Genomic DNA, 26632 nt, shown 5'->3' with positions numbered 1-26632 from the left:
TGCATGGGCGCGCCCATCGGGTGGTGCGGAAGCCGCATCCTGCGTCCTCACACCCGCCCGCAAGGCCATCCATGGCCTTGCTTTGGTCGCGCCCATGCAACATGCACCGGGTCTCCCCGCAACTTGATGCCGCTCCGCTGCTCCTGCACATGCAGAAGCGGCAAAGCGGTGCCCATCCGCGCGCGGAGCGGTGCGGCCTTCCATGCCGAAGAGGTGCGACACCCAGTTCGCGGTGAAGGCTGGCCGTGCGCATGAAGCCCCTGTCCTGAAGCAAGGCCATGGATGGCCTTGCGGGCGGCGTGAGGACGCAGGACGCGGCTCCCGCACCGCCGCCAGGACAGGGGCTTCATGCGCGCGGCCAGCCTCCATCGGATGTCGCGCTTTTCGGGATGCCATTGGATGCCGTGCATCTGCGAAAATAACGCGTATGGCACGACCGACTTCCGCGACGATCCACAACGATGCGCTTCGGCACAACCTGTCGCAGGTGCGGGGGCGTGCGCCTGGCAGCCGCGTGATGGCGGTGGTGAAGGCCGATGGCTATGGCCACGGCCTCGAGCGTGTGGCGCGTGCGCTGCAGGGTGCGGATGCGTTCGGTGTCGCGGCGCTGAGCGATGCGGAGCGGTTGCGGGCCGCCGGTCTTTCGCAGCCGATCGTGTTGTTGTCGGGGTTCGATGCGGCGGATGACATTCCGCAGTTGCGGCGGTTGAACGTCGAGACCGTGGTGCATCACGCGACGCAGCTCGCGATGCTGGAGCAGGCGGTCGAGGGGGATCCGATTCGTTGCTGGCTGAAGGTCGACAGCGGGATGCATCGGCTCGGGTTTGCGCCGGAAGACGTGCGCGATGCGTATGCGCGGTTGCGCGCGATGTCGTCGGTCGCGGACGGACTCGTGCTGATGAATCACTTCGCGAGCTCCGACGAATTCGCCGATGCGCCGGGCAGCGGGGCGCAGACGAAGGCGCAGATGCGGTTGTTCTCCGATGCGACGGCGGGGCTCGATGGGCAGCGTTCGCTCGCCAACTCCGCCGCCGTGCTCGGTTGGCCCGATGCGCACGCCGACTGGGTGCGACCGGGTGGCGCGCTGTACGGGATCTCGGTCGTCGATGGCACGACGGGCGCGGACTTCGGCCTGCGACCGGCGATGACGCTCGGCACGCGGCTGATCGCGGTGAACCACGTGAAGCAGGGCGAACGCGTCGGCTATTCGGCGACGTGGGTCTGCCCGGAAGACATGCGCATCGGCGTGGCCGCGATCGGGTATGGCGACGGTTATCCGCGGCATGCGCCGTCGGGGACGCACGTGTTGCTCGATGGACGCCCCGCGCCGATCGTGGGCCGCGTTTCGATGGACCTGATGACGCTCGACCTGCGCGGTCATCCCGAGGCGAAGCCCGGCGACCCGGTCGTGTTGTGGGGCGAAGGCCTGCCGGTCGAGGCGATCGCGGCCGCGGCGGGCACCATCGGCTACGAACTCGTCTGTTCGATCACGCGCCGGGTTCGATTCGTCGAGGCATGACGGTCGAGGCATGACCGTCGAAGCCTGAAGGTCGCAACGCGACTGCAACCGGCGCGCGACTGCGCGCATCCGATGCGGGGTCGAAGTTCGAGAGACCCTGCCATGGGCACGTATCGCTTCCCGCTGGACACTCGCAGCCTGATCGCCCTGGTGGCGGTGGCGTGGCTCGCGTCTTTCGCGCACGAATTCACGCACCACGCGACCGGCGCCTGGCTGTGCGGCGCGCCGGGGCGGATGAGCCTGTCGCTGTTCGCGCTCGATGCGGCGTGCGGCGAACGCTGGCCGTGGACCACCGCCGCAGGCCCCGCGCTGAGCTATGCGTTGATGTGGATCGGCATGGCGTGGGTCGTGCGCGCGCAGCGACTCGGCGGCGATCCGTGGTGGGGGTTCGCGCTGGTGATCGCGAACAAACCGTTCCTGCGCCTGCTCACCGCGGCGATGGGAGGCGGCGACGAAGGCGTGTTGTGGGATCTGTTGTCGCCCGACATGGGCCGATGGATCGCAACCATCTCCGTGCTCGCGCTGTCGCTGCCGCCGATGGTCGTCTGCTGGCGTGCGCTCGTGCCGCGCAATCGCGGGCGGGTGTTCGCCGCGGCCTTCCTGCTGCCGATGGTGCCGCTGCTGCCGGTGCCGTTCGTCGATCGCGCGTTGTATGGCGCGTGGATCGATGGGCAGGCGACGCTGCCCGCGTTGTTCGGCGTGCCGTGGTCGACGTGGGCCACCGAAGCCGCGATCGTCGCGCTGCTCGTGCTCGCCCTGCATGCGATGCCGCGTCGTGCGGCCGCGCAGGGCGCCGTCGCGCGTTGACCCTTTCGCACCGGGCGTGATTCACTCCCCGGCAATCCGGTGGAGGAAGGTCGCATGGCCACGAAGGCCCGCCGCAGGCGTGGTGCACGGCGCGAACCGATGTCGCGGGTCGACACCGCGTGGCTGCGCATGGAGCGCGGCACCAACCCGATGATGATCACCGGCGTGCTGATGTTCGCCGAGCCGATGTCGCTCAAGGCGCTGAAGCAGGTCGTCAGGCAACGCTTCCTCGAATACGCGCGCTTCCGCCAGAAACCCGTCGACACGCCCGCGGGCGCGTACTGGCAGGACGACGAACACTTCGATCTCGACTGGCACGTGCAACACGCCGCGTTGCCGGGCAAGGGCGGCAAGCGCGCGCTCGAACGCTTCGCGAGCCAGCTCGCGTCGAGTCCGCTGGATGCGAGTCGCCCGCTGTGGCAGTTCCATCTCGTCGACGGTTACGAAGGCGGCTCCGCGCTAGTCGCGCGCATCCACCACAGTTACGCCGACGGCATCGCGCTCGTGCAGGTACTGTTGTCGCTGACCGATACCTCGCCGACCTCCGTTAAAGGCAGCGACCTGGGCAAGGCGTGGCTCAAGGAAGAAGGCGCGCCCGTCGCCGCGCGTGTCGGCGCCGCGCAACGCGCGATGAAACTCGGCGGGAAGATGCTGGGGCAGGGCATGGCGATCTATCGCGATCCTTCGCTCGGTGCGCTGCTCGCGAAGGAAGGCGGCGAGATCGCGCGCGAACTCGTGCAGGCGCTCGCGCTGCCCGACGATCCGCAGACGCTGCTGCGCGGCCCGCTCGGCACGACCAAGCGCGTGGCGTGGGCCGAACCGCTCGACCTCGACGAAGTGAAAGCGGTCGGCCGCGCGAGCGGCTTCACCGTCAACGACGTGCTGATGGCCGCGGCCGCCGGCGCGTTGCGCAGCTACCTGCTCGAACGCGGCGCGGACGTCGACGGCGTGACCCTGCGCGCGACCGTGCCGGTGAACCTGCGCCCGCTCGAACACGCGAAGAAACTCGGCAACCACTTCGGCCTGGTGTTCCTCGACCTGCCCGTCGGCGAAGCCAACCCGATGCGCCGGCTCGAATTCGTCGGCGAATGCATGTACCAGTTGAAGGCATCGCGCCAGGCGATCGTCGCGTATGGATTGCTCGCCGCACTCGGCATCGCGCCGCCCGCACTGCAATCGCTCGCGCTCGAACTCTTCTCGCGCAAGGCCACCGCCGTTGCGACCAACGTGCCCGGTCCGCAGCAACCGCTGTACATGGCCGGCTGCATGCTGCGCGAAATGATGTTCTGGGTGCCGCAGACCGGTTCGATCGGCGTGGGCATTTCGATCCTCAGTTACAACGGGCGCGTGCACTTCGGCCTGATCGCCGACGCGAAGCTGATCCCGGATCCCGACGCGGTGATCCGCAGGTTCGGACCCGAGTTCGACAAGCTGGTGTATCTCGCGTTGATGGGGAATTGGGAGCGCGATCTCGACTCGGTCGGTGCAGAAGCGTTGATGGGCTGACTCGCGCTTGAACGCGAGAAGCGCCGAATCACCCATCACCCACGGGTTGCTGTTTAGCTTGGTCGCCGCATTCAGCGGACGTCCCCCAAGCAAGGAGCACCACATGAAGATTTCGATGTTGACCGGCTTCATCGCCGCCGGCCTCGCCATGACGGCGTCGGGCTGCGCGTCCTACACCGGCCAGACCACCGCACCCGACGATCCGAACCGCACGCAACGCGGCGCGTTGATCGGCGCCGCCATCGGCGCGGCCGCGGGCCTGCTCACCGGCGACAGCGCGGTCGAACGTCGCCAGCACGCCCTCGTCGGCATCGGCATCGGCGCGCTCAGCGGCGGCGCGATCGGCGCCTACCAGGACAAGCAGGAAGCCGAGCTTCGTCGCCAGATGGCCGGCACCGGCGTCGACGTCGTGCGCCAAGGCGACAACATCACGCTCAACATGCCGAGCAACGTGACCTTCGACTTCGACAGTTCGTCGCTGAAGCCGCAGTTCTCGCCGGTGCTCGACGATGTCGCGCGCACGCTCAGCCAGTACAACCAGACCGTCGTCGAAGTCGCCGGCCACACCGACAGCGTCGGCACCGACCAGTACAACCAGGCGCTCTCCGAGCGCCGCGCCAACTCGGTCGCCGCGTACCTCGGTTCGCATGGCGTGTTGCAGCAGCGCATGATCACCGTCGGCGCGGGCGAAACGCGTCCGATCGCGAGCAACGATTCGGAAGCGGGCCGTTCGGAGAATCGCCGCGTGGAAATCACGCTGGTGCCGATCGAAGGACAGCAGGGCGGCTAAGCAGTAAAGCGGGAAACGGAAAACGGGAAACGGGAAACGGGAGATCAAGTTCCGCTTCGGCCGATGTACCGTCGGCCGAAGTGGAGCCCGTCTCCCGTTTCCCGCTCTTTGTTTCCCGTTTCCCGAGCTTCCGTTACCAGACCTGCACGCGCTTGTCCGGCGCCAGGTACAACTTCTGCGCCGCCTGCACGCCGAATGCGTCGTACCAGCTGTCGAGGTTGCGCACCGTCATCGCGCGATAGCGGCCCGGCGCATGGCCGTCGCCGATGATCTGCGCGCGCAGTGCGGCGTCGCGCACCTTGCCGCGCCACGCCTGCGCGTACGCGAGGAAGAAGCGCTGGTCGCCGGTCAGGCCGTCGATCACCGGGGCTTCCTTGCCGCCGAGCGACTTGCGGTAGGCCATGTGCGCGGCGGTCAGGCCCGCGACGTCGGCGATGTTCTCGCCGAGCACCTGCTGGCCGTTGAGGTGCAGGCCGGGCAGGGGTTCGTACGCGTCGTACTGCTTGACCAGCGCGTCGCTGGCCGCCTTGAAGTGCGCCATGTCTTCCTTCGACCACCAGTTGCGCAGCGTGCCGTCGGCATCGAACTCCGCGCCCATGTTGTCGAAGCTGTGGCTGATCTCGTGGCCGATCACCGCGCCGATCGCGCCGTAGTTGGCGGCGGCGTCGGCCTTCGCGTCGAAGAACGGCGGTTCGAGGATCGCGGCCGGGAAGTTCAGCGCGTTCTGCAGCGGCAGGTTCACCGCGTTGACGGTCTGCGGCGTCATCCACCACTCGCCGCGATCCAGCGGCTTGCCGAGCTTCGCGAGCTGCCAGTCGTATTCGAACTTCGAAGCGCGCAGCGAATTGCCCAGCGCATCGTCCGGCTTGACCTCGAGCGTCGAGTAATCGCGCCACGTGTCGCCGTAACCGACCGACACCTGCATCGCCTTGACCTTCTCGCGCGCCTTCGCCTTGGTCGGCGCGGTCATCCAGTCGAGCTTCTCGAGGCGCTCATCGAAGGCTTCGACGATCCCCGAGACCATCGACTCGACCTGCTGCTTCGACGAGGCCGGGAAGTACTGCTTGATGTAGATCTGGCCGACGGCGTCGCCGAGCGCGTTGTTGGTCGAACCCACGGCGCGCTTCCAGCGATCGGACTGCTTCGGCGTGCCCTGCAGCGTCGTGCCGTAGAACGCGAAGTTCTCGTCAGCGTACGCCTTCGGCAGCAGGCCGGCGCCCTGGTTGATCGTGTGGAAGCGCAGGTAGTCCTTCCACGTCTGCAGCGGTTCGGACGCGACGAGCGCGGAGAGCTTCGCGATCGCCTCCGGCTGCCACGCGAACACGATCGGCTGGCCCGACAGCTTCGCCGCTTCGAAGAACGCGTTCCAGTCGATGCCCGGCGCCTTCTTCGACCAGTCGGCCATCGTCCACGGGTTGTTGGCCTTGTGCACGTCGCCGGTGTCGATGACGTTGGCGTGCGCGTTCGCGATCTTCGTTTCGAGATCGAAGATGGCCTTCGCCTTCGCCGCGGCATCCGGCGTGCCGGAGAGCGTCAACAGCTTTTCGATGTGCGCGACGTACTTGTCGCGGTTGGCCGCCATCTCGGCGTCCTTGGCGAGGTAGTAGTCGCGGTTGGGCATGCCCAGGCCGCCCTGCATGATGTAGGGCACCTGCGGCGCGGCCTTGTTCAGCGGCTGCGAGACGAACACGCCGAACAGGTTCGAGGTGTCGTAGTTGGTGGAGTTGAGCGGATCGACGTCGGCGCGCATCTGCGCACCCAGCGCCTTCGACAGCGCGGTCTTGTCGGCGATCGCATCGACGGCCTTGAGGTCGGCGTCGATCGCGGCGAGGCCGCGCTTCTCGATCGCGGCTTCGTCCATGTACGCGGCGTAGTAGTCGGCGATGCGGCGTGCATCGGTGCCGGCGGCCGGGTTGTCCTTGCCGGCGTTCTGGATCAGGTCGGCGTTGCGCTTCTCCGCCACTTCGAACACTTTCAGGAACGTGCCGGTGCTCGCGCGGTCGGCCGGGATCTCGGTGGCCTTGCGCCATGCGCCGTTGGCGTATTCCTCGAAGTCGTCGCCCGGCTGCACGGCCTTGTCGATGCCCGCGAGGTCGATGCCGATGGCCGGTGCGGCGGTGGTCGATGCGGCGGGCTGCGTCTTGCCCGCTTCGGGCGCGTTCGGTGACTGCGCCGTGCAGCCCACGATCAGTGCGGTCGTCAAAATCCAGCCGATGCGATGCTGCATGGGTGGTGTCTCTCTCCGGGTGGAAGGCCGCCATCACAACCGGAAGGGCGCGCGGGCGCATGGACCGAACGTCATGCCCGGGCCGTCGCGCCGGTCGTCTGACTGAATGGCCCGCGCGTGAACATTGCGACGGGTGCCCGGTATGAACGTCACTTCGCCTTTGCATTGGGCAACTTAGGGTGAACGACCTACCGCCCACCTGATCCCCCGCAACGTGGACGAAGCGCCGACATCCCCGCAGGACGCGGACCCCGCACTTGCGCGCCTGGAACGCGAGCTCAAGGCCTGCCACCAGCAGAGCCGGTTCGCGGACGCCGCCCTGCGCGCGATTTCGGACGCGGTCGTCATCATCGACCTGCAGGGCAACATCACATTGCTGAACCCCGTGGCCGCGCACCTCACGGGCTGGACCGAGCCCGAATCGCTGGAGCGGCCCCTGGGCGACGTGGTCCAGTTCGTCGACGAGCAGGGCAACGGGATCGATCCGCTGACGCCCGATGCGGCATGGCACTTCACCATGCTGCGCCGTCGCGATGGACACGTGGTGCTGGTCGACGGCAACGTGTCGAGCATCATCGACGATCAACGCCGCGCGCTCGGCTCGGTGATCACCTTCCGCAACGTCACCGCGGCCAAGCGGCTCACCGACGAACTCACGCATCAGGCGCACCACGATCCGCTGACCGGCCTGCCGAACCGCCGCGCCTTCGAATCGCGCCTGCGCCGCGCGGTGCAGAGCGCGAAGGAGATGGGCTCGCGGCACGCGCTCCTTTACTTCGACCTCGATCATTTCAAGCCGGTCAACGACACCGCGGGCCACGCCGCGGGCGACGAACTGCTGCGCCAACTCGCGAAGCTGCTGCGCGGACAGCTGCGCGAACACGACGCGCTCGCGCGCCTGGGCGGCGACGAGTTCGCGATCCTGATCGAGGACGTGTCGGCAGAGCAGGCGGGTTACGTCGCCGAGAAGGTGCGTCGCGGGATCGCCGCGTACGAATTCGAATGGCAGGGCGAGATCTTCCGCATCGGTGCGAGCATCGGCCAACTCGAGTTCGGCGACGGCAAGCTGAGCGCGTACGAACTGCTCTATCGCGCGGACGAGATGTGCTACCTCGCCAAGTCGCGCGGACGCGATCGCGTGGTGTCCTTCTCGCGCGAGCGCAACCGCACGGGGAACGTGCCGAAGAACGTCGCGGCCCTGCGCAGCAATCGCCAGCGCATCCGCCGCCCCCGCACGCCTGCGCGGCAATAAGCGCGTAAAATGCGCCCCCGCATGCGCGCCAAAGCCTTCCAACGCCTGATGCACCGCCTCGCGCTGGTCGCGACGCTGGCGCTGGTGCTGGTTCCGGCGCTCGGGCGCATGGCGCAGGGCTGCGAGGACACCGCGGCCCCCGATGCGTTCGCCGCGATGTGCACCGCGGCCGGCCTGGTGGTCGAGGCGCCCGCGCCGTCGCACGCGCATCCGCCTTCGCACCACGCATCGCACCACGAAGCACCGCCGCTTCCGCAGACGCCGATGCCGCACCACGGCGACGGCGATTGCGATTACTGCCCGCTGCTGTTGTCGATGGTGGCGCCGAAGCCGCCTGCGCTCGTTACACCCGCCATCGCGATGCAACCCGCGCCGATGCCCGTCGTGGCTTCGGCGCCGCCGCCGTACGCGCATCCCACCGGCCTGCTGTCGCGCGGGCCGCCTTCGATCTCCTGACGTCACCGCAATCGCCAGTCCGCGCCTGCGTGCGCGCGACCTTCTCCATCGTCAGGAGTTTCCAATGTCTTCCCAGTTTTCCGCGCCGCGCGCGGCGACGCCGCGTTGCGTCGCCTGCGTGGCGTCGACGCTGTTGCTCGCCTGCGCGCCGACGTTCGCGAGCGATCCGCAGAACCCCGAACAACTCGACACGGTGACCGTGCAGGGCACGCGCCCGATCCGCACCGTCGACGATCTGTCCAACGCACGCCGCAAGGCGAACGAACGCACCGGCGCCACCGCCGTCATCGATGGCGAGTCGTATCGCGATCGCCGCGCGGGGACGCTCGTCGATGCGCTCGGTTTCGCGCCGGGCGTGTTCGTGCAACCGCGCTTCGGCGCGGACGAGGCGCGCATCTCGATCCGTGGTTCCGGCTTGCAGCGCACCTTCCACGGTCGCGGCCTGGTCGTGTTGCAGGACGGCGTCCCGCTGAACCTCGCCGACGGTGCGTTCGACATGCAGGCCATCGAGCCGCTCGCCGCGCGCTACATCACGGTGTATCGCGGTGCGAATGCGCTCGAATACGGCGCCGCGTCGCTCGGCGGCGCGATCGACTTCGTCTCGCCGACCGGCTACGACGCCCCCGCGTTCACGGGACGCGTCGAAGCCGGCGCGTTCGACTTCCGCCGCGGACAGATCGCGGTGGCCGACGTGAGCGGACGCGGCGACGTGTATGCGACGGTCACGGGCACCTCGCAGGACGGCTATCGCGACCACGCCGTGCAGGAAACCTATCGGCTGTTCGGCAACGCGGGGTTCCGTTTCGACGAATCGCTCGATGGGCGCGTGTACTTCACCAAGGTCGACACGCGCTCGCAGTTGCCGGGCAACCTCACATTCGCCGAATACGAACGGGATCCGACGCAGGCCGCGCCGGGCAACGTCGCGGGCGACCAGCGCCGCGACTTCGTGCTCTCGCGTCTGGCTGGGCGCCTGGCGTGGTCGCCGAATGCGAACGACCAGGTCGCGTTGTCGCTGTCGGTGTCGGACAAGGAACTGCACCATCCGATCTTCCAGGTGCTCGAACAGGAATCGCGCGACATCGGCGCGGATCTGCGCTGGCGCCACGAATCGGATTGGAGCGGCCATGCGGCGGTGCTGATCGCGGGCGTGCGCACGACCAATGGTTCGATCGACGACGATCGCTTCATCAACGTCGGCGGCGAATCCGGCGCACCGACGAATGCCTTCGACCAGCATGCGCGCGACAGCGTCGCGTATCTTGAACAGCAGGTCGCACTCGATGCACGCTGGACGCTCGCGGTCGGTGCGCAGGGCCTGCATTCGGTGCGTCGTTCGTACGACCGGTTGATCACCGGCGGGCGCGACGAGAGTTTCGAGAAGACCTACACGGGCATCAGCCCCAAGCTCGGCGTGCGCATGCAGGTGGGCGAGGGCGCGCAGGTGTTCGCCAACGTCAGCCGGAGCCTGGAGCCGCCGAGTTTCGGCGAGCTCACCGGCGGGCCGGGCGTCACCCAGGTCGACATGCAGGAAGGCACGACGTTCGAAGTCGGCACGCGCGTGCAGCACGCGAAGGGCTGGGTCGACGCCGCGCTCTACCATGCGCGCATCGACGGCGAGCTGCTCGCGCTCAACGATGCGAACGGCAATCCGCTCGGCACCACCAACGCCGATCGCACGGTGCACCAAGGGGTGGAGCTGGGCGCTGCGTGGGACTGGTCGTCGCAATGGCGCACCAGCGTGCAGTACTTGTTCAACGATTTCCGCTTCGACGGCGACGCGGTGTTCGGCGACAACGACCTCGCCGGCGTGCCGCGCCAGCAGGTACGCGCGGAACTGCGCTTCTCGCCGATGCAGCACCTGCACATCGTGCCCGGCGTGGAGTGGAACGACGCGACGTGGATCGACCACGCCAACACCTTGCAGGCCAAGGGAGCGACGGTCTGGAACCTGCGCGTCGGTGGCGAAGTGGCGGGTCGGTGGTCGTGGTTCGCGGACCTGCGCAACGTGTTCGACAAGCGCTGGATCGCGAGCACCAACGTGGTGGCGGATGCAGGCGGCGTCGATGGACGACACCTGCTGCCCGGCGACGGGCGTGGCGTGTTCGCGGGCGTCGAACTGCGGCTCTGACGTCCGCGCGTCGTCCGCGAACGGGATCGCGCCGCGCGCACGGTGGAGTTTTGCCTCTTCCGCGACGCGCGGCGCGCTGCGTAACGTGCGGCGCATGGCCGATCCCGCGACGCTGCACGAAGACGACACCTTCACCGATCTCGCACGCTGGCTCGACCACGACGCATCGCGCCTGCGGCGCATCGTGGCGGCCTTCCATCGCGCGACGGTGCGCGACGTCCTCGCGATGGAACACGCCGCGGCGCGCGGCGCATGGCAGGACGTGCGGCGCCTGGCCGATCGCATCGCCATCGGCTGCGCGCAGATCGGCGAAGCGCGCGCCGCCGATTGCCTGGCGCCGCTGCGCGAAGCGCACCAGGAAGTCACGACGAAGGCGATGTTCTTCGCGTGGTATGGCGCGCGGCGCGGCGAACTGCTCGGCCTGATCGACCGCGCGGCGGAAGTGGCGATGGCGGAGGCGTTCGCCGACCCGTTCTAGCGACGCGGCATGCGCGGGGTTACGCTGCCCCGATGGAAATCCCGCTGCCGTCGCTCGATGCCGCAACCCCGCAGTCGCCGCTGTGGATCGCGCACCGCGGCGCGGCGGCATTGGCGCCCGAGAACACGCTCGAGGCCTATCGCGCAGCGTGGGCTTCCGGATTGCGCGCGCTCGAACAGGATGTGCGCGTGCTGGCCGACGGCACGCTCGTGGTGATGCATGACGCGACGGTGGATCGCACGACGACGTCGCAAGGCGCAGTCGACGCGATGGACGTCGATGCTTTCCGCAGGTTGCGTGTCGACGTGCGCGCGCATCCGGCGTTCGGTCACGACATCGCGCCGCCATTGTTCGCGGACGTGCTCGCCGAGTTCCGCGGGCGCGCGTTGTTCGTGCCGGAGGCGAAGGCGCCAGGAAGCGGCGCTGCCCTCGTCGACGCGTTGCGCGATGCCGGCATTCCGACACGCGAAGCCCTCGTGCAGGCGTTCGCGCTGGACGACCTGTTGCCCGCGGTTGCGGCGGGGTATCCCGCGATCTTCCTCACTGCGCGCAGCGACGCGATCCACGAGGCGCGCGATGCCGGCGTGCGCTGGGTCGGCCTCGATCGACGCGCACCGGACGCGGTGTACGCAGCGTGGCGCGAGGCGGGCTTCAGGATCGTCGCGTGGACGGTGAATACACCCGCGGACCGCGACCGCGTGTTGCGACTCGGCGCATGCGGCCTGTTTTCGGACGATCCAATCGCGCTGGCGCGGTGAGCAAAAACAGGGGTCAGAGCACCATTTCGCGAAATGGTGCTCTGACCCCTGTTTTTAGCCCTTCAGCCCTTCGACTCGTTCTCGACCGCCTTCTTCACGATGTCCTCGTACAACTGCACCAGCCGTCCCGCGAGGCTGTGCAACTCCGGGTGGCGCGCGATGAACTGCTGGCTGAGTTGCGCGTCGTCGAGCAGGTCCTTCAGGAACTCGAGGTCCGGATCGGTCAGGCGCTCGCCCGCGTCGACGCGTTCCTTGAGTTCGAGCGTGCGCGGCAGGCGCGTGTGCACCAGGCGGTCGAGCAGGGCCTGGCTGGTGCCGGTGTCGGTGGGGTCGTGCGACAAGGTTTACTCCTTGTCTGGCCGGATGCGCAGCCCGGTCGTGTTGCGCTCGATGACGACGTTGAAATCGGGCGTGCCGCGCTTCGACTTGATCAGCACGTCCTCGCCGTCGTCGACTTCGGCGTGGATGTGCGCGTCGCCGAACTTCGCGCGGATCGCGCCCACGACGAGCTTCGCCGCGCGGTTTTCGCCGGTGCCCTTCGGGATCGTCACGACGACGTGTTCGCCCTGGCCGTCCTTCGGTTGCAGGATCAACTCGATCTCACCGTCGGTGTCGGCGTCGCCGCTGAATTGCAGGCGCCACTTGTTGGATTCGTCGGCCGCGGCGAGCGGCAACGACACGAGGAGGACGCACGCGAACAACAACGCGCGGAGCCGCGAAGAAGACCTGTCCATGACCGCCTGCCCATGCGGATGCCGGGAGGCTATCGGAGGGCAGCGCGGGTTAAGGCGGCGTGACCGCGTCGAAGGCGAGGAGGTGGTGGCGCCCGAGGTCGTCTTCGCCATGCGCGACGAACCGCCAGCCCTTCGCACGATAGAAAGCCAGCGCACGCGCGTTGCGCTCGACGCACTTGAGGCCGGCGGGGCGACCGATGCGCTGCAGGGCGCGCTCGAGCAGTTGCGTGCCGACGCCGAGCCCCTGGTAAGCAGCGTCGACATAGAGATGGTGGATGAAATGGGCGGGCATCCACACGCTGACGAAGCCGACGGGCTCGCCGTCGTGCAGCGCGACGTCGATGACTTCTCCGTCGGTGTCGGCTTCGAAGTCGTGCAGCGCGAAGCGACCGGGCGGCGCCCAGTGGAAGGTCGCCTTGCGCGCGGCGAGGTAGAGCCGCGCGAGGGAAGGCGCGTGCGCTGCGTCGAAGGGAACGACCACGGCTTGGGTCATTGCGTCACTATAGGGCGAACGGGGACGACGAGGGGCCGCGCGCAGTGACATCGTTTCGCCGCATCGCACTGATCGTCGCCGCCATCGCCTGGTGGTGGGCGATGTCCGTGTTCACGCCGTGGGCGCCGTCGTTGGCGCCGCGGCTGTGGTTGTTCGACGCGCTGTACTACGGATGGTTCGTGTTGCTCGCATGGGCGCTGGTGGAAGCGGGCCTCGCGTGGCGGCGTTGGCGCGATCGCGGTGAGCGCGCATTCGCGTGGTTCGTCGCGCTGATCGCCGTCGTCTGCGTTGCGTGGATGTATGAGCGAACGGACCTCGGCCTGCGCGCGAAGGTGCGTTTCAGCGACGCGGCATTGCGCGCGAGCGCATCGCTGCCGTACGACACGCCACGCCATCGCGCGGGCCATTTCCTGATCGACACCGTGCGCGAACCGATCGCGGGGCAACCGTGGTTGTGGCTCGGTCGGCCGTATGGCGGCGGTACCGGCACGCGGCGCGCGCTCGTGTTGGTGCGGGGCGCCGGGGGTGAAGGGGGCGTGGCCCCCTCGCACCCTCGCGGAACGTATGCGTTCCGCCGCATCGCCGGCGAGTGGTGGCTCGCCGAGATGCGCTGAGCCTTACTCCGCGGGTTCCTCGACGAGCCGCTGGGACACCTGCCTCTCCGCGGCCCTGCGCTGGCGCCCGCGGATCGCGAGGTTGATCAGCTCGACGAACACCGAGAACGCCATCGCCGCGTAGATGTAGCCCTTCGGGATGTGCTGGCCGAAGCCGTCGGCGATCAGCACCAGGCCGATCATGATCAGGAAGCTCAGGGCGAGCACCTTCACCGTCGGGTGGCGTTCGACGAACTCGCCTAGCGGGCGCGCGAAGGCGAGCATGAAGACGATCGAGATGACGATCGCCGCGACCATCACCCAGCGTTCGTCGACCATGCCCACCGCGGTGATGATCGAGTCGAGCGAGAACACGATGTCGAGCACCATGATCTGCGCGATCACCGCGCCCATCGTCGCCGTCGCGGCCGCGACGCCGCCGGCCGGTGCGCTCGCGCCTTCGAGTTTCTGGTGGAGCTCGTGCGTCGCCTTGCCGATCAGGAACAGGCCGCCGCCGACCAGGATCAGGTCGCGCCACGAGAACGCGTGGTCGAACACGGAGAACAGCGGCGCGGTCAGCCCCGCGATCCACGCCATGAGCATCAGCAGGAGCAGGCGCGTGCCGGCCGCCGCCGCGATGCCGATCCTGCGCGCCTTGTTGCGCTGTTCCGGCGGCAACTTGCCGGCGAGGATCGAGATGAAAATGATGTTGTCGATGCCGAGCACGAGCTCGAGCGCGGTCAGGGTCGCCAGCGCGATCCAGATTTCGGGGTTGGCAAGATCCATGGGCGACTGCGGGGGGAATGGACCCGCATCCTCTCATGCCCGTGGTAAGGGCAGGTTGCATCACGGGGAAACCGCGTCCCGATTCAGACGCGGCCCGATTCAGATGCGGCAGATTCAGATACGGCAGATTCAGATACGGCAGATTCAGAGTGCGACAAGCTCTCGACGTCAATGCGGCCGCAACACGACCTTCCGGCAATCCTCTTCCTTCTTGTCGAAGATGCGATACCCGTCCGCCGCTTCCGTCAGCGGCATGCGGTGCGTGATGATCATGTTCGGCGCGAGATCGCCCGCCATGATGTGGTCGAGGAGGGCGGGCATGTGCTGCTGCACGTGCGTCTGCCCCATGCGGAAGGCGAGCCCCTTGTCGAATGCATCGCCGAACAGGAAGCCGTGCAGGAAGCCCGAGTACACGCCGGGCACGCTCACCGTGCCCCCGCGCCGCGTCGCCGCGATGCACTGGCGCAGCGATTTGCCGCTGCCGCCTTCGAGCTTGAGGTTGGCCATCGTGGTCTCGACGGTGCTGCCCTTGGCCTCGAAGCCGACCGCATCGATCGACGCATCCACGCCGCGATAGTCCATGCGCTCGACGATCAGTTCCGCGGGATCCTCGTCGATATCGAAGTTGATCGTCTCCACCCCCCACGCATCGCGCGCGAAGGCAAGCCGATAGTCGTGGTGGTCGATGAGGAAGATGCGCTCGGCGCCCTGCATACGCGCGCACGCGACGGCCATCATGCCGACGGGTCCCGCGCCGAAGATGGCGACGGTCGATCCCTCCACGACGCCGGCGTTGAGCACCGCCTGGTAGCCGGTCGGCAGGATGTCCGACAGGAACAACACCTGCTCGTCCTCCACGCCGTCCGGGATCTTCAACGGGCCGACGTTGCCTTTCGGCACGCGCACGAATTCGGCCTGGCCACCCGAGTAACCGCCGTACAGGTGCGTGTAACCGAACATGCCCGCGCCCGGGCGGATCTCCTTCTTGTTGAGGATCGCACCGCGGCCGGGGTTGGTGGTCTCGCACGCGGCGTACAGCGATCGTTCGCAGAAGAAGCAATCGCCGCAGGAAATGGTGAACGGAACGACGACGCGATCGCCCTTGCGCAACTTCGTCACACCGCGCCCGACGTCTTCGACGACGCCCATGAACTCATGGCCGAGGATGTCGCCATCCTTCATGCCCGGCACCTTGCCGCGATACAGGTGGAGGTCGGAGCCGCAGATCGCCGTGGCGGTGACGCGCAACAGGATGTCGTCGTCTGCTTCGAGCGTGGGGTCGGGGACGGTTTCGACACGCACGTCGTGCGCGCCCTGGTAGGTGAGTGCCTTCATCGCGTGTCTTCCTTGTGCTTGTGCCGGGGGACGCCGCCCTTCGGCGCCGCAGCGTCCCCGCCAGTCCCTCGACGTCAGATCGTGCTGTTGCCCTGGTTGGAACGCCCGCCGCGGCCGCGCTCGTCGTCGCTGGTGAATTGGCCCTGTTCGTCGCGTTCGCGACCCTGCGCCTGCTGGCTGCGGTTGTCGCTGTCGCTTTCGTTGTCGCGGCCGCCGGCCTGCATGTCGCCGCCTTGCATGTCGCGATCGCTGGACTGTCCACCCGACTGACTGCCGCGCGACTGTCCGCCCTTGCGTCCGGCCTCGCGCGCTTCCTCCGAATCGAATTCATGCGCCGTGCCTTGCGCATGCGCCGCGCGCCCGCCTTCGGCGGCGATCGCGCGCTGCTTGTCGTCGTCCATCGATGCGAATCCACGGGCGTTCCCGCCCTGTTCGCGACCGCCCTGGTCGCGTCCCTGTTGTTGGTCTTGCCGTGCCATGTGCTGCTCCGCTTGCATGTGTCGAGCGATTTCGACGAAAGCAGCGTGCGATGCGTGCAATCAATGTCGCGACAAGGCGGCCGTGGCGTCGCGGCACATCAGTGAAAGGATTTCCCCATGCGCGTCGCTCTCATGCGTGGATCACGACGCGCTTCGTACGTTGTGTCGATTCATCGAGGAGCACGCGCATGGCCAGCCGCAAGAAACCGCAATCCACCTCCACCTCGCGCACCGGCGGACGCGCCGCGGCCCGCAATACCGACAGCGCAAGCGCGCGCGGCGTGCCCAAGGGTACGGGCGATCGCATCGCCGAGCGTGCCGCCGACGTCGATGCCACGGCTGAGGCGATGCCCTTCAACGCCAACAAGCGATTTGAATACGGCTACGACAACGCGCACGCGCCGCTGGAAGGCGAGGGCGTCGAGGCGCCCAGCGACGACGTCGGCGCGAGCACGCTCAGCGAGATGAACGAATCCGACAAGCTCGGCACCCGCGCCGCGGCAGGCGAGCCCGTCGCGGTCGGACCGCTCGATCCCGTGCGAACCGATGCCACCGCGCGGCGCATGACGACCAACCAGGGCGTGCCGGTTTCCGACAACCAGCACTCGCTGAAGGCCGGGTTGCGCGGTCCGGCGTTGCTCAAGGACTTCATCCTGCGCGAGAAGATCACGCACTTCGACCACGAGCGCATCCCCGAGCGGGTCGTGCATGCGCGCGGCAGCGGCGCGCACGGTTTCTTCGAATGCTACGCACCGTTGACGAACCTGACGCGCGCCGCCCCGTTCCAGGCGAAAGGCAAGGTCACGCCGGTGTTCGTGCGTTTCTCCACCGTGCAGGGCGAGCGTGGCTCGAAGGACACCGCGCGCGACGTGCGCGGCTTCGCGGTGAAGTTCTATACGGACGAAGGCAACTGGGACCTCGTGGGCAACAACATGCCGGTGTTCTTCATCCAGGATGCGATGAAGTTCCCCGACCTCGTGCATGCGGTGAAGCCCGAACCGCACCACCAGATGCCGCAGGCCGCATCCGCGCACGATACGTTCTGGGATTTCGTGTCGCTGATGCCGGAAAGCACGCACATGCTGATGTGGCTGATGTCCGATCGCGCCATCCCGCGTTCGTTCCGCATGATGCAGGGATTCGGCGTGCACACGTTCCGCTTCGTGAATGCGCAGGGCGAATCGCGCCTCGTGAAATTCCACTGGACGCCGAAGCTGGGCACGCATGCGCTCGCGTGGGAAGAAGCGGTCAAGATCGCCGGGCCGGATCCGGACTTCCACCGACGCGACCTGTGGGAAGCGATCGAGGCGGGCGAGTACCCGGAATGGGAGCTTGGCCTGCAGGTCTTCACCGAAGAGGACGCCGATCGCTTCTCCTTCGACGTCCTCGATTCCACCAAGATCATTCCGGAAGAGCTGGTGCCGGTGCAGCCGGTCGGTCGCATGGTGCTCAACCGCAATCCCGACAACTTCTTCGCCGAAACCGAGCAGGTCGCCTTCTGCACGGCGCACGTGGTGCCCGGCATCGACTTCACCAACGATCCGCTCCTGGCCGGTCGCATCCATTCGTACGTCGACACGCAGATCACGCGACTGGGCGGGCCGAACTTCCACGAGATTCCGATCAACGCGCCGGTGTGTCCCGTGCACAACAACCAGCGCGACGGGGCGCATCGCCAGGCCGTGCATCGCGGGCGCGTTGCGTACGAACCCAACAGTCTCGGCGGCGGGTGTCCGTTCCAGGCGGGCGCTGCAGGATTCGTGTCGTTTCCCGAGCCGGTTGCGCAAGATGAATTGCGTGGGCATCCGGAGAAATTCGCGGAGCACTACAACCAGGCGACGTTGTTCTACGACAGCCAGTCACCCGAGGAGCAGGCGCACATCGCAGGCGCGTTCCGATTCGAGCTGAGCAAGGTGACGGTGCCGGCCGTGCGCGCGCGCATGCTGGCAGGATTGGCGAATGTGTCGGCCGATCTCGCTGCGCAGGTGGCCGACGGATTGGGCATGGAGGTGCCGGAGCCGATGCCCCGCGCGATCGCGCGCGTGCCGAAACCCGAAGTGCGTACGTCCGAAGCACTGTCGATGTTGGCGCGCCCCGGCGACCCGGGCGTGCGGACGCGCCGATTCGCGATCCTCGTCGCCGATGGCGTGGATGGCGCGACGGTGGAAGCGGTGCAGGGCGCGCTGCTCGATGCGGGCGCGGTGCCGCGCTTGATGGGCGTGCGCATCGGCGTGTGCGCGACTGCCGAAGGCGGCGAACTGGATGCGGATGCGTCGCTCGAAAACGAACCGGGCGTGCTGTTCGACGGCATCATCGTCCCCGGCGGCGACGGCAACATGGCCGCGTTGCGCCAGGATGCACGCGTGCTGGATTACCTGAAGGAGCAGTACCGCCATTGCAAGGCGTTGCTGGTGTTCGGCGATGGCGATGCGATGCTCGAGGCCGCCGGCATCGACGCGACGCTGCCCGACGGCAGCGCGGACCCGGGCATCGTGTTCGGCGACGATGCGCGGCGCGCGATCGCGAGCTACATCGCGGTCGCCGGTCGACGCCATTGGGCGCGCGAAACGGATCCACCCCGCGTTTGAGCGGGGTGGTGCTTGGTTACTGCATCCGACCGCGCAGGCTGCCGACCAGTCCCGTGCCGATCATCACCGGCGCGTGGAGGTTGCCTTCCGTGACGGGGGCCAGCGGCGCGCGGTTCATCTGCAATTCGTGCGTCGCCATCGACGTGATGCTTTCGGTGAGCCAGGGCGCGACGCGCTGGCTCAGCGTCGCCATCGTCGCAGGCAGTCCGACGGTGACTTCATCGCGTGGATTCGCCACCGCATGCACGATCGCCGCCACCACGAGTTCGGCTTGCAGCACGGGGTAGGGCAACAACTCGTGGCCGCTGTAGTTCGCGGCGTGGTCGTAGAACGTCGTGTCGGCGGCCATCGGCATGACCGTGCAGATGCGGATCGCGTGGTCGCCGCGTGCCCGCAGTTCCTGCCGCAGCGACGCGGAGAGGCCGACGATCCCGTATTTCGAAGCGCAGTACGTCGCGTAATAGGGAGCGGGCGTCGTGCCGAGCATCGACGCGACGTTGATCAGCGTCCCGGTGCCTCTCGTGCGGAAATGGTCGAGCGCGACGTGCGCGCCGTTGATCGTTCCGACGAGGTTGGTTTCTATCACGCGTGCATGGTCGCGCAGCGGGATCTCGTCGAAGGGGCCGATGGCCGCGACGCCCGCGTTGTTGATCCACGTGTCGATGCCCGGGAAGCGCGAGAGCGCAGCCTCACGCAGGTTCTCCACGTCGTTCGGGTCGGCGACGTCGGTGGTCACCGCCATTGCGTTGGGCCCGCACTCTTCCGCGAGATCACGCAGGGCTTCGGCACGGCGTGCCGCGACCACCACGTTCGCGCCCAGTTCCGCCAGCGCCAGCGCGACACCGCGGCCGATGCCGCTCGAGGCGCCGGTGATGACGATGGTCTTGTCGGCGAGCGAGCTGTGCAATGTCATGCGCTTCCTCCTTCAGTCGATCCAGGCTTCGCGCACGAACTCGCGGATTTCCACCCACATCGGGCCGCGCGCCGCCGAGATCTGGTACCACGCTTCTTCGGCGTACGGCTCCAGGTCGCGCCACGCGTACATGCAGGCAACGCGGTGGAGCGCGAGGGTGAATGACGCGACCTGGGTGCACTGCCGAAGCAGGTCCTGGCATGCGAGCGTGTCTGTATCCATGCGTGCGGGGCGAACACCGACGGTTTGTCGGTGTGGCGAATGTGCGATTCGACGAATCGATGCTGCGTGAGCGGCCGTTGATGGAAGCGGAAAAACTTGCGCGCATGAGTCCTGCCGCGCCACGTCGGACTACACCTGAATCAGTCAGCCACGCGCATCGCATCGACGCGTTTCCTACACGCGGCACACGTTCCAATGCCGCCGGAATCAGACGCGGAGAACAACGATGTTGCCGGAAGGATTCGTGTGGCGCCGCCATGGCTCCACCTGGGGAAAGGAAGAGTGGTTGCTCGCGCACGGTCGGCCGGTCGGCATCGTGAGTGTGCTGGGTGACATCTGCTACCTGTCGCATCCTGCGAGCAATGCGCGCGAAGGATGGACCACGCAACGCGCGGACTCCCCCGAGTTGGCGGCGGCCACGGTCGAACGCTGGGCCCTGGCCCACGCGCGGCGGCCTGCCCAGTAGGCGCCGGGCAGACCGCGACCGCGGCAAGCGGTCAGGTGCCTGTCTGCGAGTGCGGCGCCTCGAGCGGTTTCGATTGCGGCGAATCCTTCTGCCGCAACCAGATGCTCAGCACCACGAGCGACAGCACCGCGAGGAATTCGCTCTGCCAGTTCTGGAAGGACTCGAACCAGAAGTCCGCACTCTGCAGGTAGGCGAGCAGTCCGATCGTGGGTTCGTGGCGCGCGACGCGTTCGATGGCGTCGCGACGCCAACTGCCGTCGGCATGCAACGCGAAGGAAACGAAGAACATCGCAAAGAACGCGGCGGCGAGCGAATGCGCGTAGAGCGCCTTCCAGATCCCGCCCGCGCGCACGGGCCACGGCTTCGGCCCACGCTCGATGCGCGGATCTTCCTGGGATTTCGACATCGGCCGGGATTCGGCGGAGCCCTTCTGCCGCAGCACGACGGTAAGCATCACGAACATGCCCATCTGCAGGAACTCGCTTTCCCAGTTCTCGAACGTCGCGGACATCGCGTGGCCGCTCGTGAGGTACGCACCCATGGTCAATGGCAGCAGACCGAGTTCCAGACGCTCTGCGTTGTAGACGCGATGCCCCGCGAGGAGCTGGCCCGCGAGCGAGACCAGCACCAGCGCGAGGGCGACGAGCGAGAGTGCGTTGTGCCTGAGGAATCGTCGGAACGGGTGCTCGTTGGTACGCGCCATGGCGACCTGTTCCTCGGGAAGCTTACTGGCGCATGGCGCCGGCGCTGCTCTTCGCGACCGCCTTCGCCTTCTCCGCCTGCACCATGCGTTCGGCGTCCGGGGAGGCCTTCCACTGCTCGTACTCCTCGTCCATCTGCGCGCGTTCCTCGGCGCTGAACATCTCGCGCGCCATCTTGAACATCGTCTTCTCTTCTTCCTTCGCGTGGTGGTCGATGAACTCACCGAAGACCTTGGTGCGGCCCGCGAAATCGGGCGTGCCCGGTTCGGCGGCATGGACTTCGGGGATCACGGTCTGCTCGACCGCGTGGTGTTCGGCGAGCGCTTCGGCGTGCGTCTGCAGTCCGTCGCGGTCGGCGCGTTCCTTGAAGGCGGGGTAGAACACCTTCTCTTCCCACTTCGCGTGCGGGATGAGGTTCGCTTCGATTTCCTCGAGCAGGTCCGCGCGCGTCTTCACCGCGCGGTCGGTGGTCGACTTCATTTCCTCGAACAACTTGCGCAGCTTCTCGTGTTCGTCCTTCAGCGTTGCCAGGATGTCGCGTGCCATGGGGCCTACTCCTTCGTTGGGCTGCTCGGATGTTGGCGTCGCCGCGGTGGAGGTCGCGTAAAGCGCGGCGCGCCGGTCGGCCGCTGTCACCCCGCCGTCATCGCGCAATGCGGATCACCCGATCGCGGCCGGCGCGGCGTCGGGGGATGGTTGCCGGATCGGCAAGGTGACGAGGAACTTGCTGCCGTGGCCTAGACCATCGCTTTGCGCCTGCACGCTGCCTCCGTGCAGTTCGACGATCTGTTTCACGAGGGCCAACCCGATGCCCAGGCCACCGGAGAATGTCGCATCGCTGGCCTGGCTGAACATCTGGAACACATCGACGAGGACTTCCGGCGTCATGCCGATGCCGGTGTCCTGCACCTTGACGAGCAGGTTGTCCTCCAGCGCGACCGCGGTGACCCAGACCCGGCCGCTCGACGGCGTATAGCGCAACGCATTGCCGACCAGGTTGACGAACACCTGCTGCATCCGCAGCGGATCGGCTTCGATGCGCCCGGGCGCATCGGGCAGGAACAGATCGACGCGCCGCGGCGTGCGCGCCCGTTCCTGCGCGGTACGGATCGCCGTGCGCAGCATTTCGTCGACGGCGATGGACTCGACGTGCACCCCCATCTTGCCGGTCGCCCCGCGAGACGCATCCAACAGGTCTTCGAGCAAGCGCGTGGCCTCGCCGACATTGCGTCCCAGGATCGCGTACGTGCCCGCGATGCGGTCATCGCCCGTCGGCAGGCGTTCGAGGAGGTGGCCACAGGCCTTGATCGAGGCGAGCGGATTGCGCAACTCGTGCGCGAGCGTCGCCATCGCGGTCTCGCAGTGGCGCGAATGACGCGCGCGCTCCTCGTACTGGTTGCGCAATGTTTCCATCGCCATCTTCTGCGTGGTGCGATTGCGCAACAGCTTCACGAATCCGCCACGTCCGTCCCTGAGCGCGACCGTGGCGCCCTCCGCCCAGAAGCGCGAGCCATCCGCGCGGCGCATCCAGCGATCGTCTTCCATGAGGCCGGATGCGCGCGCGATCGTTCGCTCCATCTCGGGAATGCCGGCTTCGACATCTTCTTCCGCGAAGCATGCGGACACGTGGCGACCCACCAGGCCGTTATCGCTGAAGATCACGGCTGCGGCGGGGTTCGCCCATTCGATCGTGCCGTCCTCCGAAAGGAGCAAGGCGGCATGTTCGGGCGTATCGTCGAAGAAGCGACGCGCGCGGTCGGCGGGGTGCACCTGGAGACTCAGCGCGCGGCCTGCAACGACTTCGCGTGGTCGAGGTGCGTGGACACCGCGGTCCGCGTCTTCTGCAGGTGCGCCTTGACGTCGGCGTCCTTCGCGTTGGGAATGAGCTCGTTGTCGAGTTTGGCCAGGACTTCCGTGTGGCCTTTCACCATCGCGTCGACGTAGGCCGCCTGGTACTCGGCGCCGTCCAGCTTCCCGATCCTCGCGAGCGTCGCGGCATTCTTGTCGTGCACCTGCTTCGCGTCGGCCGACATCTCCTTGCCGCCCTGTTTTGCCAATGCACGCGTTGCGTCGAGATTCGACTTGTGGTCGCGCTCCATCATGCGGGCGTAGTCCATCGCGCCTGCGTCGAGTTTCTTGCCCTGCGCCTGCTTTGCGGCGGCGATTTCGTCCTTGTCGACGGTGGCGACGATCGACAACGCGTCGGCGTCGGCGGACACGTCGCTTGCCGCGGTGGCCGGTGTCTCCGATGCCGTCACGACGGGCGCGGCCAACAGTGCCGCCAGCGCAGCGGCGAGCGAAAGGGATTGCATGTCGCGGTTCATGTTCGTTCCTCCTTGCAGTGAACGCGTCCACGGTGACGCGGCGCATGTGGGCATCGCACGAAAGCAGCCGTACGCGCATCGCGTCGCGCGGAAACTTGTTCCCTGACGAGCCGCCCGGTCGGGCGAGTGTCACCGCGATTGCACGCGTCGCCGCTTCACGCCGTGTTGGCGCGCGGGCCACGAGGTTGTGTCGCATGGCACGCAAGACGACGCGCAAGCGCGCTGGCACCACCGCGCTGGTGATCATCGACATGATGAATACGCTGGACTTCCCCGAGGGTTCGCGGCTGGCGAAGCGCGCGACCCCGGCGGCGCGCCGCATCGCGCGATTGAAAGCGCGGTTCGTGTCGCGCGGGCTGCCGGTGATCTACGCGAACGACAACTTCGGCGCGTGGCACATGGATTTCCGCGAACTCGTCGATGCGTGCGCGCAGGGGCCGGGCAGGGCGCTCGTCGAAGCGTTGCGGCCCGACGACACCGACTACTACGTGCTCAAGCCCCGCCATTCGGTGTTCTTCGAGACGCCGCTTCGCATGTTGCTCGCACAGCTGGGTGTGTCGCGTGTCGTGCTCTGCGGCGTCGCGACGGATGCCTGCGTGCTCGCGTCGGCCATCGACGCGCACATGCACGGGTACGTCACGATCGTGCCGTCGGACTGCGTGCAGGCGGAAACCACCCCGCGCAACGCCGGTGCGTTGCGGGTGATGCGCGTGTCGTTCCAGGTCGACACGACGCCGTCGTCGCGCCTGCGTCTCTAACGCGCGCCCCGCGCGGGCCCGCGTCGCTGCCGACTCTTCTCCGCGAGCGCCTCGTACGACTTGCGCAACTCGTCCAGCTCTTCCTCTTCGAGTTCCTCCAGGTCGAGCAGTGCGTTGTTCGCCGGCCGATGCGAACGCAGCAGTTCGTCGAGCTTGATCTGGATCGCCTCGGTATCGCGGTTCTGCGTGTTCTGGATGAGGAAGACCATCAGGAAGGTGATGATCGTCGTGCCGGTATTGATGACGAGTTGCCACGTTTCGCCGAAGCCGAACAGCGGCCCGGTCAACGCCCAGGCGACGACGATGCCGAATGCGACGGCGAAGCACGTCGCCGATCCCGTGAATCGCGCCGCACGCTTGGACAGGCGCGTGAACAATTTCGCGTGGGCGGCCATGGGAAGCCTCGGGCGGGGACTTCGATCCTGTCGCTCGCGCGGTGAATGCGGCGCATCCGGAACGGTTTTCCCCGATGAGGCGCGTCGCGTCACCACGCGTGGACTCGCGACTTTCCAGCATCGAACGCCTTCGGAGAATCGCCATGAAACGGAATGCCCTGCAACGGAACCTGATCGGCATCGCATGCGCGCTCGCGTGCACGGGCGCATGGGCGCAGGACGAGAGCGCGAAGCAAGCGATCGAAACGCACGTGGTGAAGCCCGCGAAAGTCGACGCCACCCCGGAGCGCATCGCAGCGCTCGAGGTCGCCGATGGTTATCGCGTCGGGGTGTTCGCGAAAGACCTGAAGAACGCACGCATCCTCCAGGTCGCGCCGGACGGCACCGTGTACGTCAGTCGTCGCGACCAGGGCGACGTGCTGATGCTGAAGGACGCCAATGGCGATGGCAGGGCCGACGGTGCGCCCGTGCAGGTCGCGCATCGCGCGGGCGCGCACGGGCTCGCGATCCACGACGGCAAGATCTACATCGCGACGGTCAAGGAAGTCTTCGCGGCCGACATCCAGCCCGACGGCACGCTCGGCCCACTGGACATGCTGCTCGGCGATTTGCCCGATGGCGGGCAGCACGGCAACCGCACGCTCGCCTTCGGCCCCGACGGCATGCTTTACATCAGCGTCGGCTCCACCTGCAACGCGTGCAACGAAAGCAATCCCGAAGCCGCGACCCTGCTGCGCGCCTCGCCCGACGGCAAGTCGCGCACGGTGTTCGCCAGCGGCCTGCGCAACACGATCGGCTTTGCCTGGAATCCGTCGACCGGCGAGTTGTGGGGCGTCGACCACGGCATCGACTCGCTCGGCGACGATCTCCAGCCCGAAGAACTCAACAAGCTGGAGAAAGGAAAGAAGTATGGCTGGCCGCACGCGTACGGGGACAACGCGATCAACGTGCAGGGCGCGCCGCCACCGGGCGGCATCACGCGCGAACAGTGGGCGAAGGACAGTGTGCCGATGGTGCTCGGTTACACCGCGCATGCCGCGCCGATGCAGCTCGTGTTCGCGCCAGACGGCGATGCCTACGTGACCATGCGCGGTTCATGGAATCGCGAGCCCCCGTCTGGCTACGAAGTGGTACGCGTGGACTTCGAGGACGGGCAACCGAAGTCGATCACCCCCTTCCTCACGGGCTTCCTCGTCGACGATGGACGCGCGCACATCGGCCGGCCAGTCGGCCTCGCGGTCGCGAAGGACGGCGCGTTGCTCGTCGGCGACGATGCGAACGGTGTGATCTACCGCGTCGCGCAGGCGAACACGCAGGGCGCCGGCTCGCAGGCCACGCCACCCGCGGGCCCGATGCAGGCGCAGGCGAAGCAGGGCATCGGCGTTCCGGTCGCGATGCAACGTCCGGAAACGAAGGCGACCGGCACGATCGAAGTCTCGTCACCGACGATCAAGCCCGGGGCCGCGATACCGAAAAAGCACAGCGAGTACTACGACGGCGTGTCGCCCGCGATCGCGTGGTCCCGCGTCGACGGCGCCAGGTCGTACGCCATCATCATGGAGGACCCGGACGCGAAGCCCATCACGCCGTTCGTCCACTGGGTCGCCTGGAACATCCCCGCGACGACGACCTCGCTGCCGGAAGGATTGCAGGAACAGCCGCGCCTGACCGAACCGGAAGGGCTGATGCAAGGCGCGACGAGCAAGGGCAACACCGGCTACCTCGGGCCGCGCCCGCCCGCGGAGGACCCGCCGCACCACTATCACTTCGCGGTGCTCGCGCTCGACACGACGCTCGAACTGCCGCCCGGTGCGGATCGCGACGCGGTCCTTGCGGCCGCGAAAGGCCATGTCATCGCGAAAGGCGAACTGGTCGGAACCTACGACCAGGATCAGAAGCCGATGAAGTAGACAGCGCGCTG

The 26632-nt window shown here is 67.4% G+C and carries 28 protein-coding genes; 14 read left to right on the top strand and 14 right to left on the bottom strand.

Features of this window, described 5'->3' with window-relative positions; genetic code table 11:
* The first annotated feature begins 427 nt into the window (after positions 1 to 427).
* The 4 genes from alr to LK996_RS09860 all read left to right on the top strand — a co-directional run bounded on the left by alr (position 428) and on the right by LK996_RS09860 (position 4622).
* Positions 428 to 1519: an alanine racemase gene (gene alr / locus LK996_RS09875; protein ID WP_230527013.1), complete on the top strand. Its 1092-nt coding sequence runs from the start codon at positions 428 to 430 to the stop codon at positions 1517 to 1519.
* Between the two features lie 102 nt (positions 1520 to 1621).
* Entirely contained in the window at positions 1622 to 2326 is a 705-nt protein-coding gene (locus tag LK996_RS09870) for a hypothetical protein (protein WP_230527012.1), read from the top strand.
* Between the two features lie 54 nt (positions 2327 to 2380).
* A complete protein-coding gene (locus tag LK996_RS09865; protein ID WP_230527011.1) occupies positions 2381 to 3832 on the top strand; it encodes a WS/DGAT/MGAT family O-acyltransferase in 1452 nt (483 codons plus the stop codon).
* A gap of 103 nt (positions 3833 to 3935) precedes the next feature.
* The gene (locus LK996_RS09860) at positions 3936 to 4622 is read left to right on the top strand and encodes a YiaD family glycine zipper/OmpA-like lipoprotein (RefSeq protein ID WP_425493740.1); all 687 of its coding nucleotides are present in this window, start codon (positions 3936 to 3938) and stop codon (positions 4620 to 4622) included.
* A 133-nt stretch (positions 4623 to 4755) separates the two neighbouring features.
* On the opposite strand, the gene LK996_RS09855 is transcribed toward LK996_RS09860, so the two are convergent.
* Positions 4756 to 6849, bottom strand: coding sequence for a M13 family metallopeptidase (locus LK996_RS09855; RefSeq protein ID WP_230527010.1), 2094 nt, complete (start codon positions 6847 to 6849; stop codon positions 4756 to 4758).
* 214 nt (positions 6850 to 7063) lie between these two features.
* On the opposite strand from LK996_RS09855, the gene LK996_RS09850 reads away from it, so the two are divergent.
* From LK996_RS09850 to LK996_RS09830, 5 genes are all read left to right on the top strand, one after another.
* On the top strand, positions 7064 to 8101 hold the full coding sequence (locus LK996_RS09850; RefSeq protein ID WP_230527009.1) for a diguanylate cyclase: 1038 nt from the start codon (positions 7064 to 7066) through the stop codon (positions 8099 to 8101).
* Between the two features lie 21 nt (positions 8102 to 8122).
* Entirely contained in the window at positions 8123 to 8557 is a 435-nt protein-coding gene (locus LK996_RS09845) for a DUF2946 family protein (protein ID WP_230527008.1), read from the top strand.
* A 64-nt stretch (positions 8558 to 8621) separates the two neighbouring features.
* A complete protein-coding gene (locus tag LK996_RS09840; RefSeq protein WP_230527007.1) occupies positions 8622 to 10688 on the top strand; it encodes a TonB-dependent receptor family protein in 2067 nt (688 codons plus the stop codon).
* Between the two features lie 94 nt (positions 10689 to 10782).
* Positions 10783 to 11166 carry a hypothetical protein gene (locus LK996_RS09835; RefSeq protein ID WP_230527006.1) on the top strand — a complete coding sequence of 128 codons (384 nt, stop codon included), beginning with the start codon at positions 10783 to 10785 and terminating at the stop codon, positions 11164 to 11166.
* Between the two features lie 32 nt (positions 11167 to 11198).
* Positions 11199 to 11924: a glycerophosphodiester phosphodiesterase gene (locus LK996_RS09830; protein WP_230527005.1), complete on the top strand. Its 726-nt coding sequence runs from the start codon at positions 11199 to 11201 to the stop codon at positions 11922 to 11924.
* A gap of 62 nt (positions 11925 to 11986) precedes the next feature.
* On the opposite strand, the gene LK996_RS09825 is transcribed toward LK996_RS09830, so the two are convergent.
* From LK996_RS09825 to LK996_RS09815, 3 genes are read right to left on the bottom strand one after another with little or no spacing between them, the layout of a single operon-like run.
* Positions 11987 to 12265, bottom strand: coding sequence for a hypothetical protein (locus LK996_RS09825; RefSeq protein WP_230527004.1), 279 nt, complete (start codon positions 12263 to 12265; stop codon positions 11987 to 11989).
* A gap of 3 nt (positions 12266 to 12268) precedes the next feature.
* Positions 12269 to 12658, bottom strand: a complete 390-nt coding sequence (locus LK996_RS09820; protein ID WP_230527003.1) for a hypothetical protein — start codon at positions 12656 to 12658, stop codon at positions 12269 to 12271.
* A 49-nt stretch (positions 12659 to 12707) separates the two neighbouring features.
* A complete protein-coding gene (locus LK996_RS09815; protein WP_230527002.1) occupies positions 12708 to 13151 on the bottom strand; it encodes a GNAT family N-acetyltransferase in 444 nt (147 codons plus the stop codon).
* Between the two features lie 44 nt (positions 13152 to 13195).
* Here LK996_RS09815 and LK996_RS09810 point away from each other — a divergent pair, with 44 nt between their 5' ends.
* The gene (locus LK996_RS09810) at positions 13196 to 13765 is read left to right on the top strand and encodes a hypothetical protein (RefSeq protein WP_230527001.1); all 570 of its coding nucleotides are present in this window, start codon (positions 13196 to 13198) and stop codon (positions 13763 to 13765) included.
* A 3-nt stretch (positions 13766 to 13768) separates the two neighbouring features.
* On the opposite strand, the gene LK996_RS09805 is transcribed toward LK996_RS09810, so the two are convergent.
* The 3 genes from LK996_RS09805 to LK996_RS09795 form a co-directional block, all read right to left on the bottom strand.
* Positions 13769 to 14530, bottom strand: a complete 762-nt coding sequence (locus LK996_RS09805; protein WP_230527000.1) for a TerC family protein — start codon at positions 14528 to 14530, stop codon at positions 13769 to 13771.
* 168 nt (positions 14531 to 14698) lie between these two features.
* Positions 14699 to 15865 carry a zinc-dependent alcohol dehydrogenase gene (locus tag LK996_RS09800; RefSeq protein WP_230526999.1) on the bottom strand — a complete coding sequence of 389 codons (1167 nt, stop codon included), beginning with the start codon at positions 15863 to 15865 and terminating at the stop codon, positions 14699 to 14701.
* Positions 15866 to 15939: 74 nt separating this feature from the next.
* Positions 15940 to 16344, bottom strand: coding sequence for a KGG domain-containing protein (locus tag LK996_RS09795; protein WP_425493739.1), 405 nt, complete (start codon positions 16342 to 16344; stop codon positions 15940 to 15942).
* A 563-nt stretch (positions 16345 to 16907) separates the two neighbouring features.
* Here LK996_RS09795 and LK996_RS09790 point away from each other — a divergent pair.
* Positions 16908 to 18932 carry a catalase gene (locus LK996_RS09790; protein ID WP_425493762.1) on the top strand — a complete coding sequence of 675 codons (2025 nt, stop codon included), beginning with the start codon at positions 16908 to 16910 and terminating at the stop codon, positions 18930 to 18932.
* Positions 18933 to 18948: 16 nt separating this feature from the next.
* On the opposite strand, the gene LK996_RS09785 is transcribed toward LK996_RS09790, so the two are convergent.
* Together LK996_RS09785 and LK996_RS09780 are read right to left on the bottom strand one after the other, a co-directional pair.
* The gene (locus LK996_RS09785) at positions 18949 to 19845 is read right to left on the bottom strand and encodes an SDR family NAD(P)-dependent oxidoreductase (RefSeq protein ID WP_230526997.1); all 897 of its coding nucleotides are present in this window, start codon (positions 19843 to 19845) and stop codon (positions 18949 to 18951) included.
* Between the two features lie 12 nt (positions 19846 to 19857).
* Positions 19858 to 20067, bottom strand: a complete 210-nt coding sequence (locus LK996_RS09780; protein WP_230526996.1) for a hypothetical protein — start codon at positions 20065 to 20067, stop codon at positions 19858 to 19860.
* 226 nt (positions 20068 to 20293) lie between these two features.
* On the opposite strand from LK996_RS09780, the gene LK996_RS09775 reads away from it, so the two are divergent.
* Positions 20294 to 20533: a hypothetical protein gene (locus tag LK996_RS09775; RefSeq protein ID WP_230526995.1), complete on the top strand. Its 240-nt coding sequence runs from the start codon at positions 20294 to 20296 to the stop codon at positions 20531 to 20533.
* A 31-nt stretch (positions 20534 to 20564) separates the two neighbouring features.
* Here LK996_RS09775 and LK996_RS09770 read toward each other — a convergent pair whose 3' ends face one another.
* The 4 genes from LK996_RS09770 to LK996_RS09755 all read right to left on the bottom strand — a co-directional run bounded on the left by LK996_RS09770 (position 20565) and on the right by LK996_RS09755 (position 23558).
* Positions 20565 to 21236, bottom strand: coding sequence for a DUF6766 family protein (locus LK996_RS09770; RefSeq protein ID WP_230526994.1), 672 nt, complete (start codon positions 21234 to 21236; stop codon positions 20565 to 20567).
* Between the two features lie 22 nt (positions 21237 to 21258).
* Positions 21259 to 21780, bottom strand: coding sequence for a hemerythrin domain-containing protein (locus tag LK996_RS09765; protein ID WP_230526993.1), 522 nt, complete (start codon positions 21778 to 21780; stop codon positions 21259 to 21261).
* 114 nt (positions 21781 to 21894) lie between these two features.
* Positions 21895 to 23004 carry a PAS domain-containing sensor histidine kinase gene (locus tag LK996_RS09760; protein WP_230526992.1) on the bottom strand — a complete coding sequence of 370 codons (1110 nt, stop codon included), beginning with the start codon at positions 23002 to 23004 and terminating at the stop codon, positions 21895 to 21897.
* Between the two features lie 8 nt (positions 23005 to 23012).
* On the bottom strand, positions 23013 to 23558 hold the full coding sequence (locus tag LK996_RS09755) for a DUF4142 domain-containing protein (protein WP_230526991.1): 546 nt from the start codon (positions 23556 to 23558) through the stop codon (positions 23013 to 23015).
* A 194-nt stretch (positions 23559 to 23752) separates the two neighbouring features.
* On the opposite strand from LK996_RS09755, the gene LK996_RS09750 reads away from it, so the two are divergent.
* The gene (locus LK996_RS09750; RefSeq protein WP_230526990.1) at positions 23753 to 24316 is read left to right on the top strand and encodes a cysteine hydrolase family protein; all 564 of its coding nucleotides are present in this window, start codon (positions 23753 to 23755) and stop codon (positions 24314 to 24316) included.
* On the opposite strand, the gene LK996_RS09745 is transcribed toward LK996_RS09750, so the two are convergent.
* Positions 24313 to 24711 (bottom strand): low affinity iron permease family protein, encoded by a 399-nt coding sequence (locus LK996_RS09745; RefSeq protein ID WP_230526989.1) that lies wholly within the window; start codon positions 24709 to 24711, stop codon positions 24313 to 24315. The two genes, LK996_RS09750 and LK996_RS09745, sit on opposite strands and share 4 nt — an antisense overlap.
* 143 nt (positions 24712 to 24854) lie before the next feature.
* On the opposite strand from LK996_RS09745, the gene LK996_RS09740 reads away from it, so the two are divergent.
* Positions 24855 to 26621 (top strand): YbhB/YbcL family Raf kinase inhibitor-like protein, encoded by a 1767-nt coding sequence (locus LK996_RS09740; RefSeq protein WP_230526988.1) that lies wholly within the window; start codon positions 24855 to 24857, stop codon positions 26619 to 26621.
* Positions 26622 to 26632 lie beyond the last annotated feature (11 nt).

This window comes from Noviluteimonas lactosilytica (genome assembly GCF_020866925.1).
GTDB classification, from domain to species: Bacteria; Pseudomonadota; Gammaproteobacteria; order Xanthomonadales; family Xanthomonadaceae; genus Noviluteimonas; species Noviluteimonas lactosilytica.
Note: the sequence above shows the minus strand (reverse complement) of the source record. Positions and strands in the feature narration are given on the sequence as shown.

Coding starts and splice junctions, on each gene's coding strand:
- alr (WP_230527013.1), top strand. CDS start 428: ATGGCACGACCGACTTCCGCGACGATCCACAACGATGCGCTTCGGCAC.
- LK996_RS09870 (WP_230527012.1), top strand. CDS start 1,622: ATGGGCACGTATCGCTTCCCGCTGGACACTCGCAGCCTGATCGCCCTG.
- LK996_RS09865 (WP_230527011.1), top strand. CDS start 2,381: ATGGCCACGAAGGCCCGCCGCAGGCGTGGTGCACGGCGCGAACCGATG.
- LK996_RS09860 (WP_425493740.1), top strand. CDS start 3,936: ATGAAGATTTCGATGTTGACCGGCTTCATCGCCGCCGGCCTCGCCATG.
- LK996_RS09855 (WP_230527010.1), bottom strand. CDS start 6,849: ATGCAGCATCGCATCGGCTGGATTTTGACGACCGCACTGATCGTGGGC.
- LK996_RS09845 (WP_230527008.1), top strand. CDS start 8,123: ATGCGCGCCAAAGCCTTCCAACGCCTGATGCACCGCCTCGCGCTGGTC.
- LK996_RS09840 (WP_230527007.1), top strand. CDS start 8,622: ATGTCTTCCCAGTTTTCCGCGCCGCGCGCGGCGACGCCGCGTTGCGTC.
- LK996_RS09835 (WP_230527006.1), top strand. CDS start 10,783: ATGGCCGATCCCGCGACGCTGCACGAAGACGACACCTTCACCGATCTC.
- LK996_RS09830 (WP_230527005.1), top strand. CDS start 11,199: ATGGAAATCCCGCTGCCGTCGCTCGATGCCGCAACCCCGCAGTCGCCG.
- LK996_RS09820 (WP_230527003.1), bottom strand. CDS start 12,658: ATGGACAGGTCTTCTTCGCGGCTCCGCGCGTTGTTGTTCGCGTGCGTC.
- LK996_RS09815 (WP_230527002.1), bottom strand. CDS start 13,151: ATGACCCAAGCCGTGGTCGTTCCCTTCGACGCAGCGCACGCGCCTTCC.
- LK996_RS09805 (WP_230527000.1), bottom strand. CDS start 14,530: ATGGATCTTGCCAACCCCGAAATCTGGATCGCGCTGGCGACCCTGACC.
- LK996_RS09800 (WP_230526999.1), bottom strand. CDS start 15,865: ATGAAGGCACTCACCTACCAGGGCGCGCACGACGTGCGTGTCGAAACC.
- LK996_RS09795 (WP_425493739.1), bottom strand. CDS start 16,344: ATGGCACGGCAAGACCAACAACAGGGACGCGACCAGGGCGGTCGCGAA.
- LK996_RS09790 (WP_425493762.1), top strand. CDS start 16,908: ATGACGACCAACCAGGGCGTGCCGGTTTCCGACAACCAGCACTCGCTG.
- LK996_RS09785 (WP_230526997.1), bottom strand. CDS start 19,845: ATGACATTGCACAGCTCGCTCGCCGACAAGACCATCGTCATCACCGGC.
- LK996_RS09780 (WP_230526996.1), bottom strand. CDS start 20,067: ATGGATACAGACACGCTCGCATGCCAGGACCTGCTTCGGCAGTGCACC.
- LK996_RS09775 (WP_230526995.1), top strand. CDS start 20,294: ATGTTGCCGGAAGGATTCGTGTGGCGCCGCCATGGCTCCACCTGGGGA.
- LK996_RS09770 (WP_230526994.1), bottom strand. CDS start 21,236: ATGGCGCGTACCAACGAGCACCCGTTCCGACGATTCCTCAGGCACAAC.
- LK996_RS09765 (WP_230526993.1), bottom strand. CDS start 21,780: ATGGCACGCGACATCCTGGCAACGCTGAAGGACGAACACGAGAAGCTG.
- LK996_RS09755 (WP_230526991.1), bottom strand. CDS start 23,558: ATGAACCGCGACATGCAATCCCTTTCGCTCGCCGCTGCGCTGGCGGCA.
- LK996_RS09750 (WP_230526990.1), top strand. CDS start 23,753: ATGGCACGCAAGACGACGCGCAAGCGCGCTGGCACCACCGCGCTGGTG.
- LK996_RS09745 (WP_230526989.1), bottom strand. CDS start 24,711: ATGGCCGCCCACGCGAAATTGTTCACGCGCCTGTCCAAGCGTGCGGCG.
- LK996_RS09740 (WP_230526988.1), top strand. CDS start 24,855: ATGAAACGGAATGCCCTGCAACGGAACCTGATCGGCATCGCATGCGCG.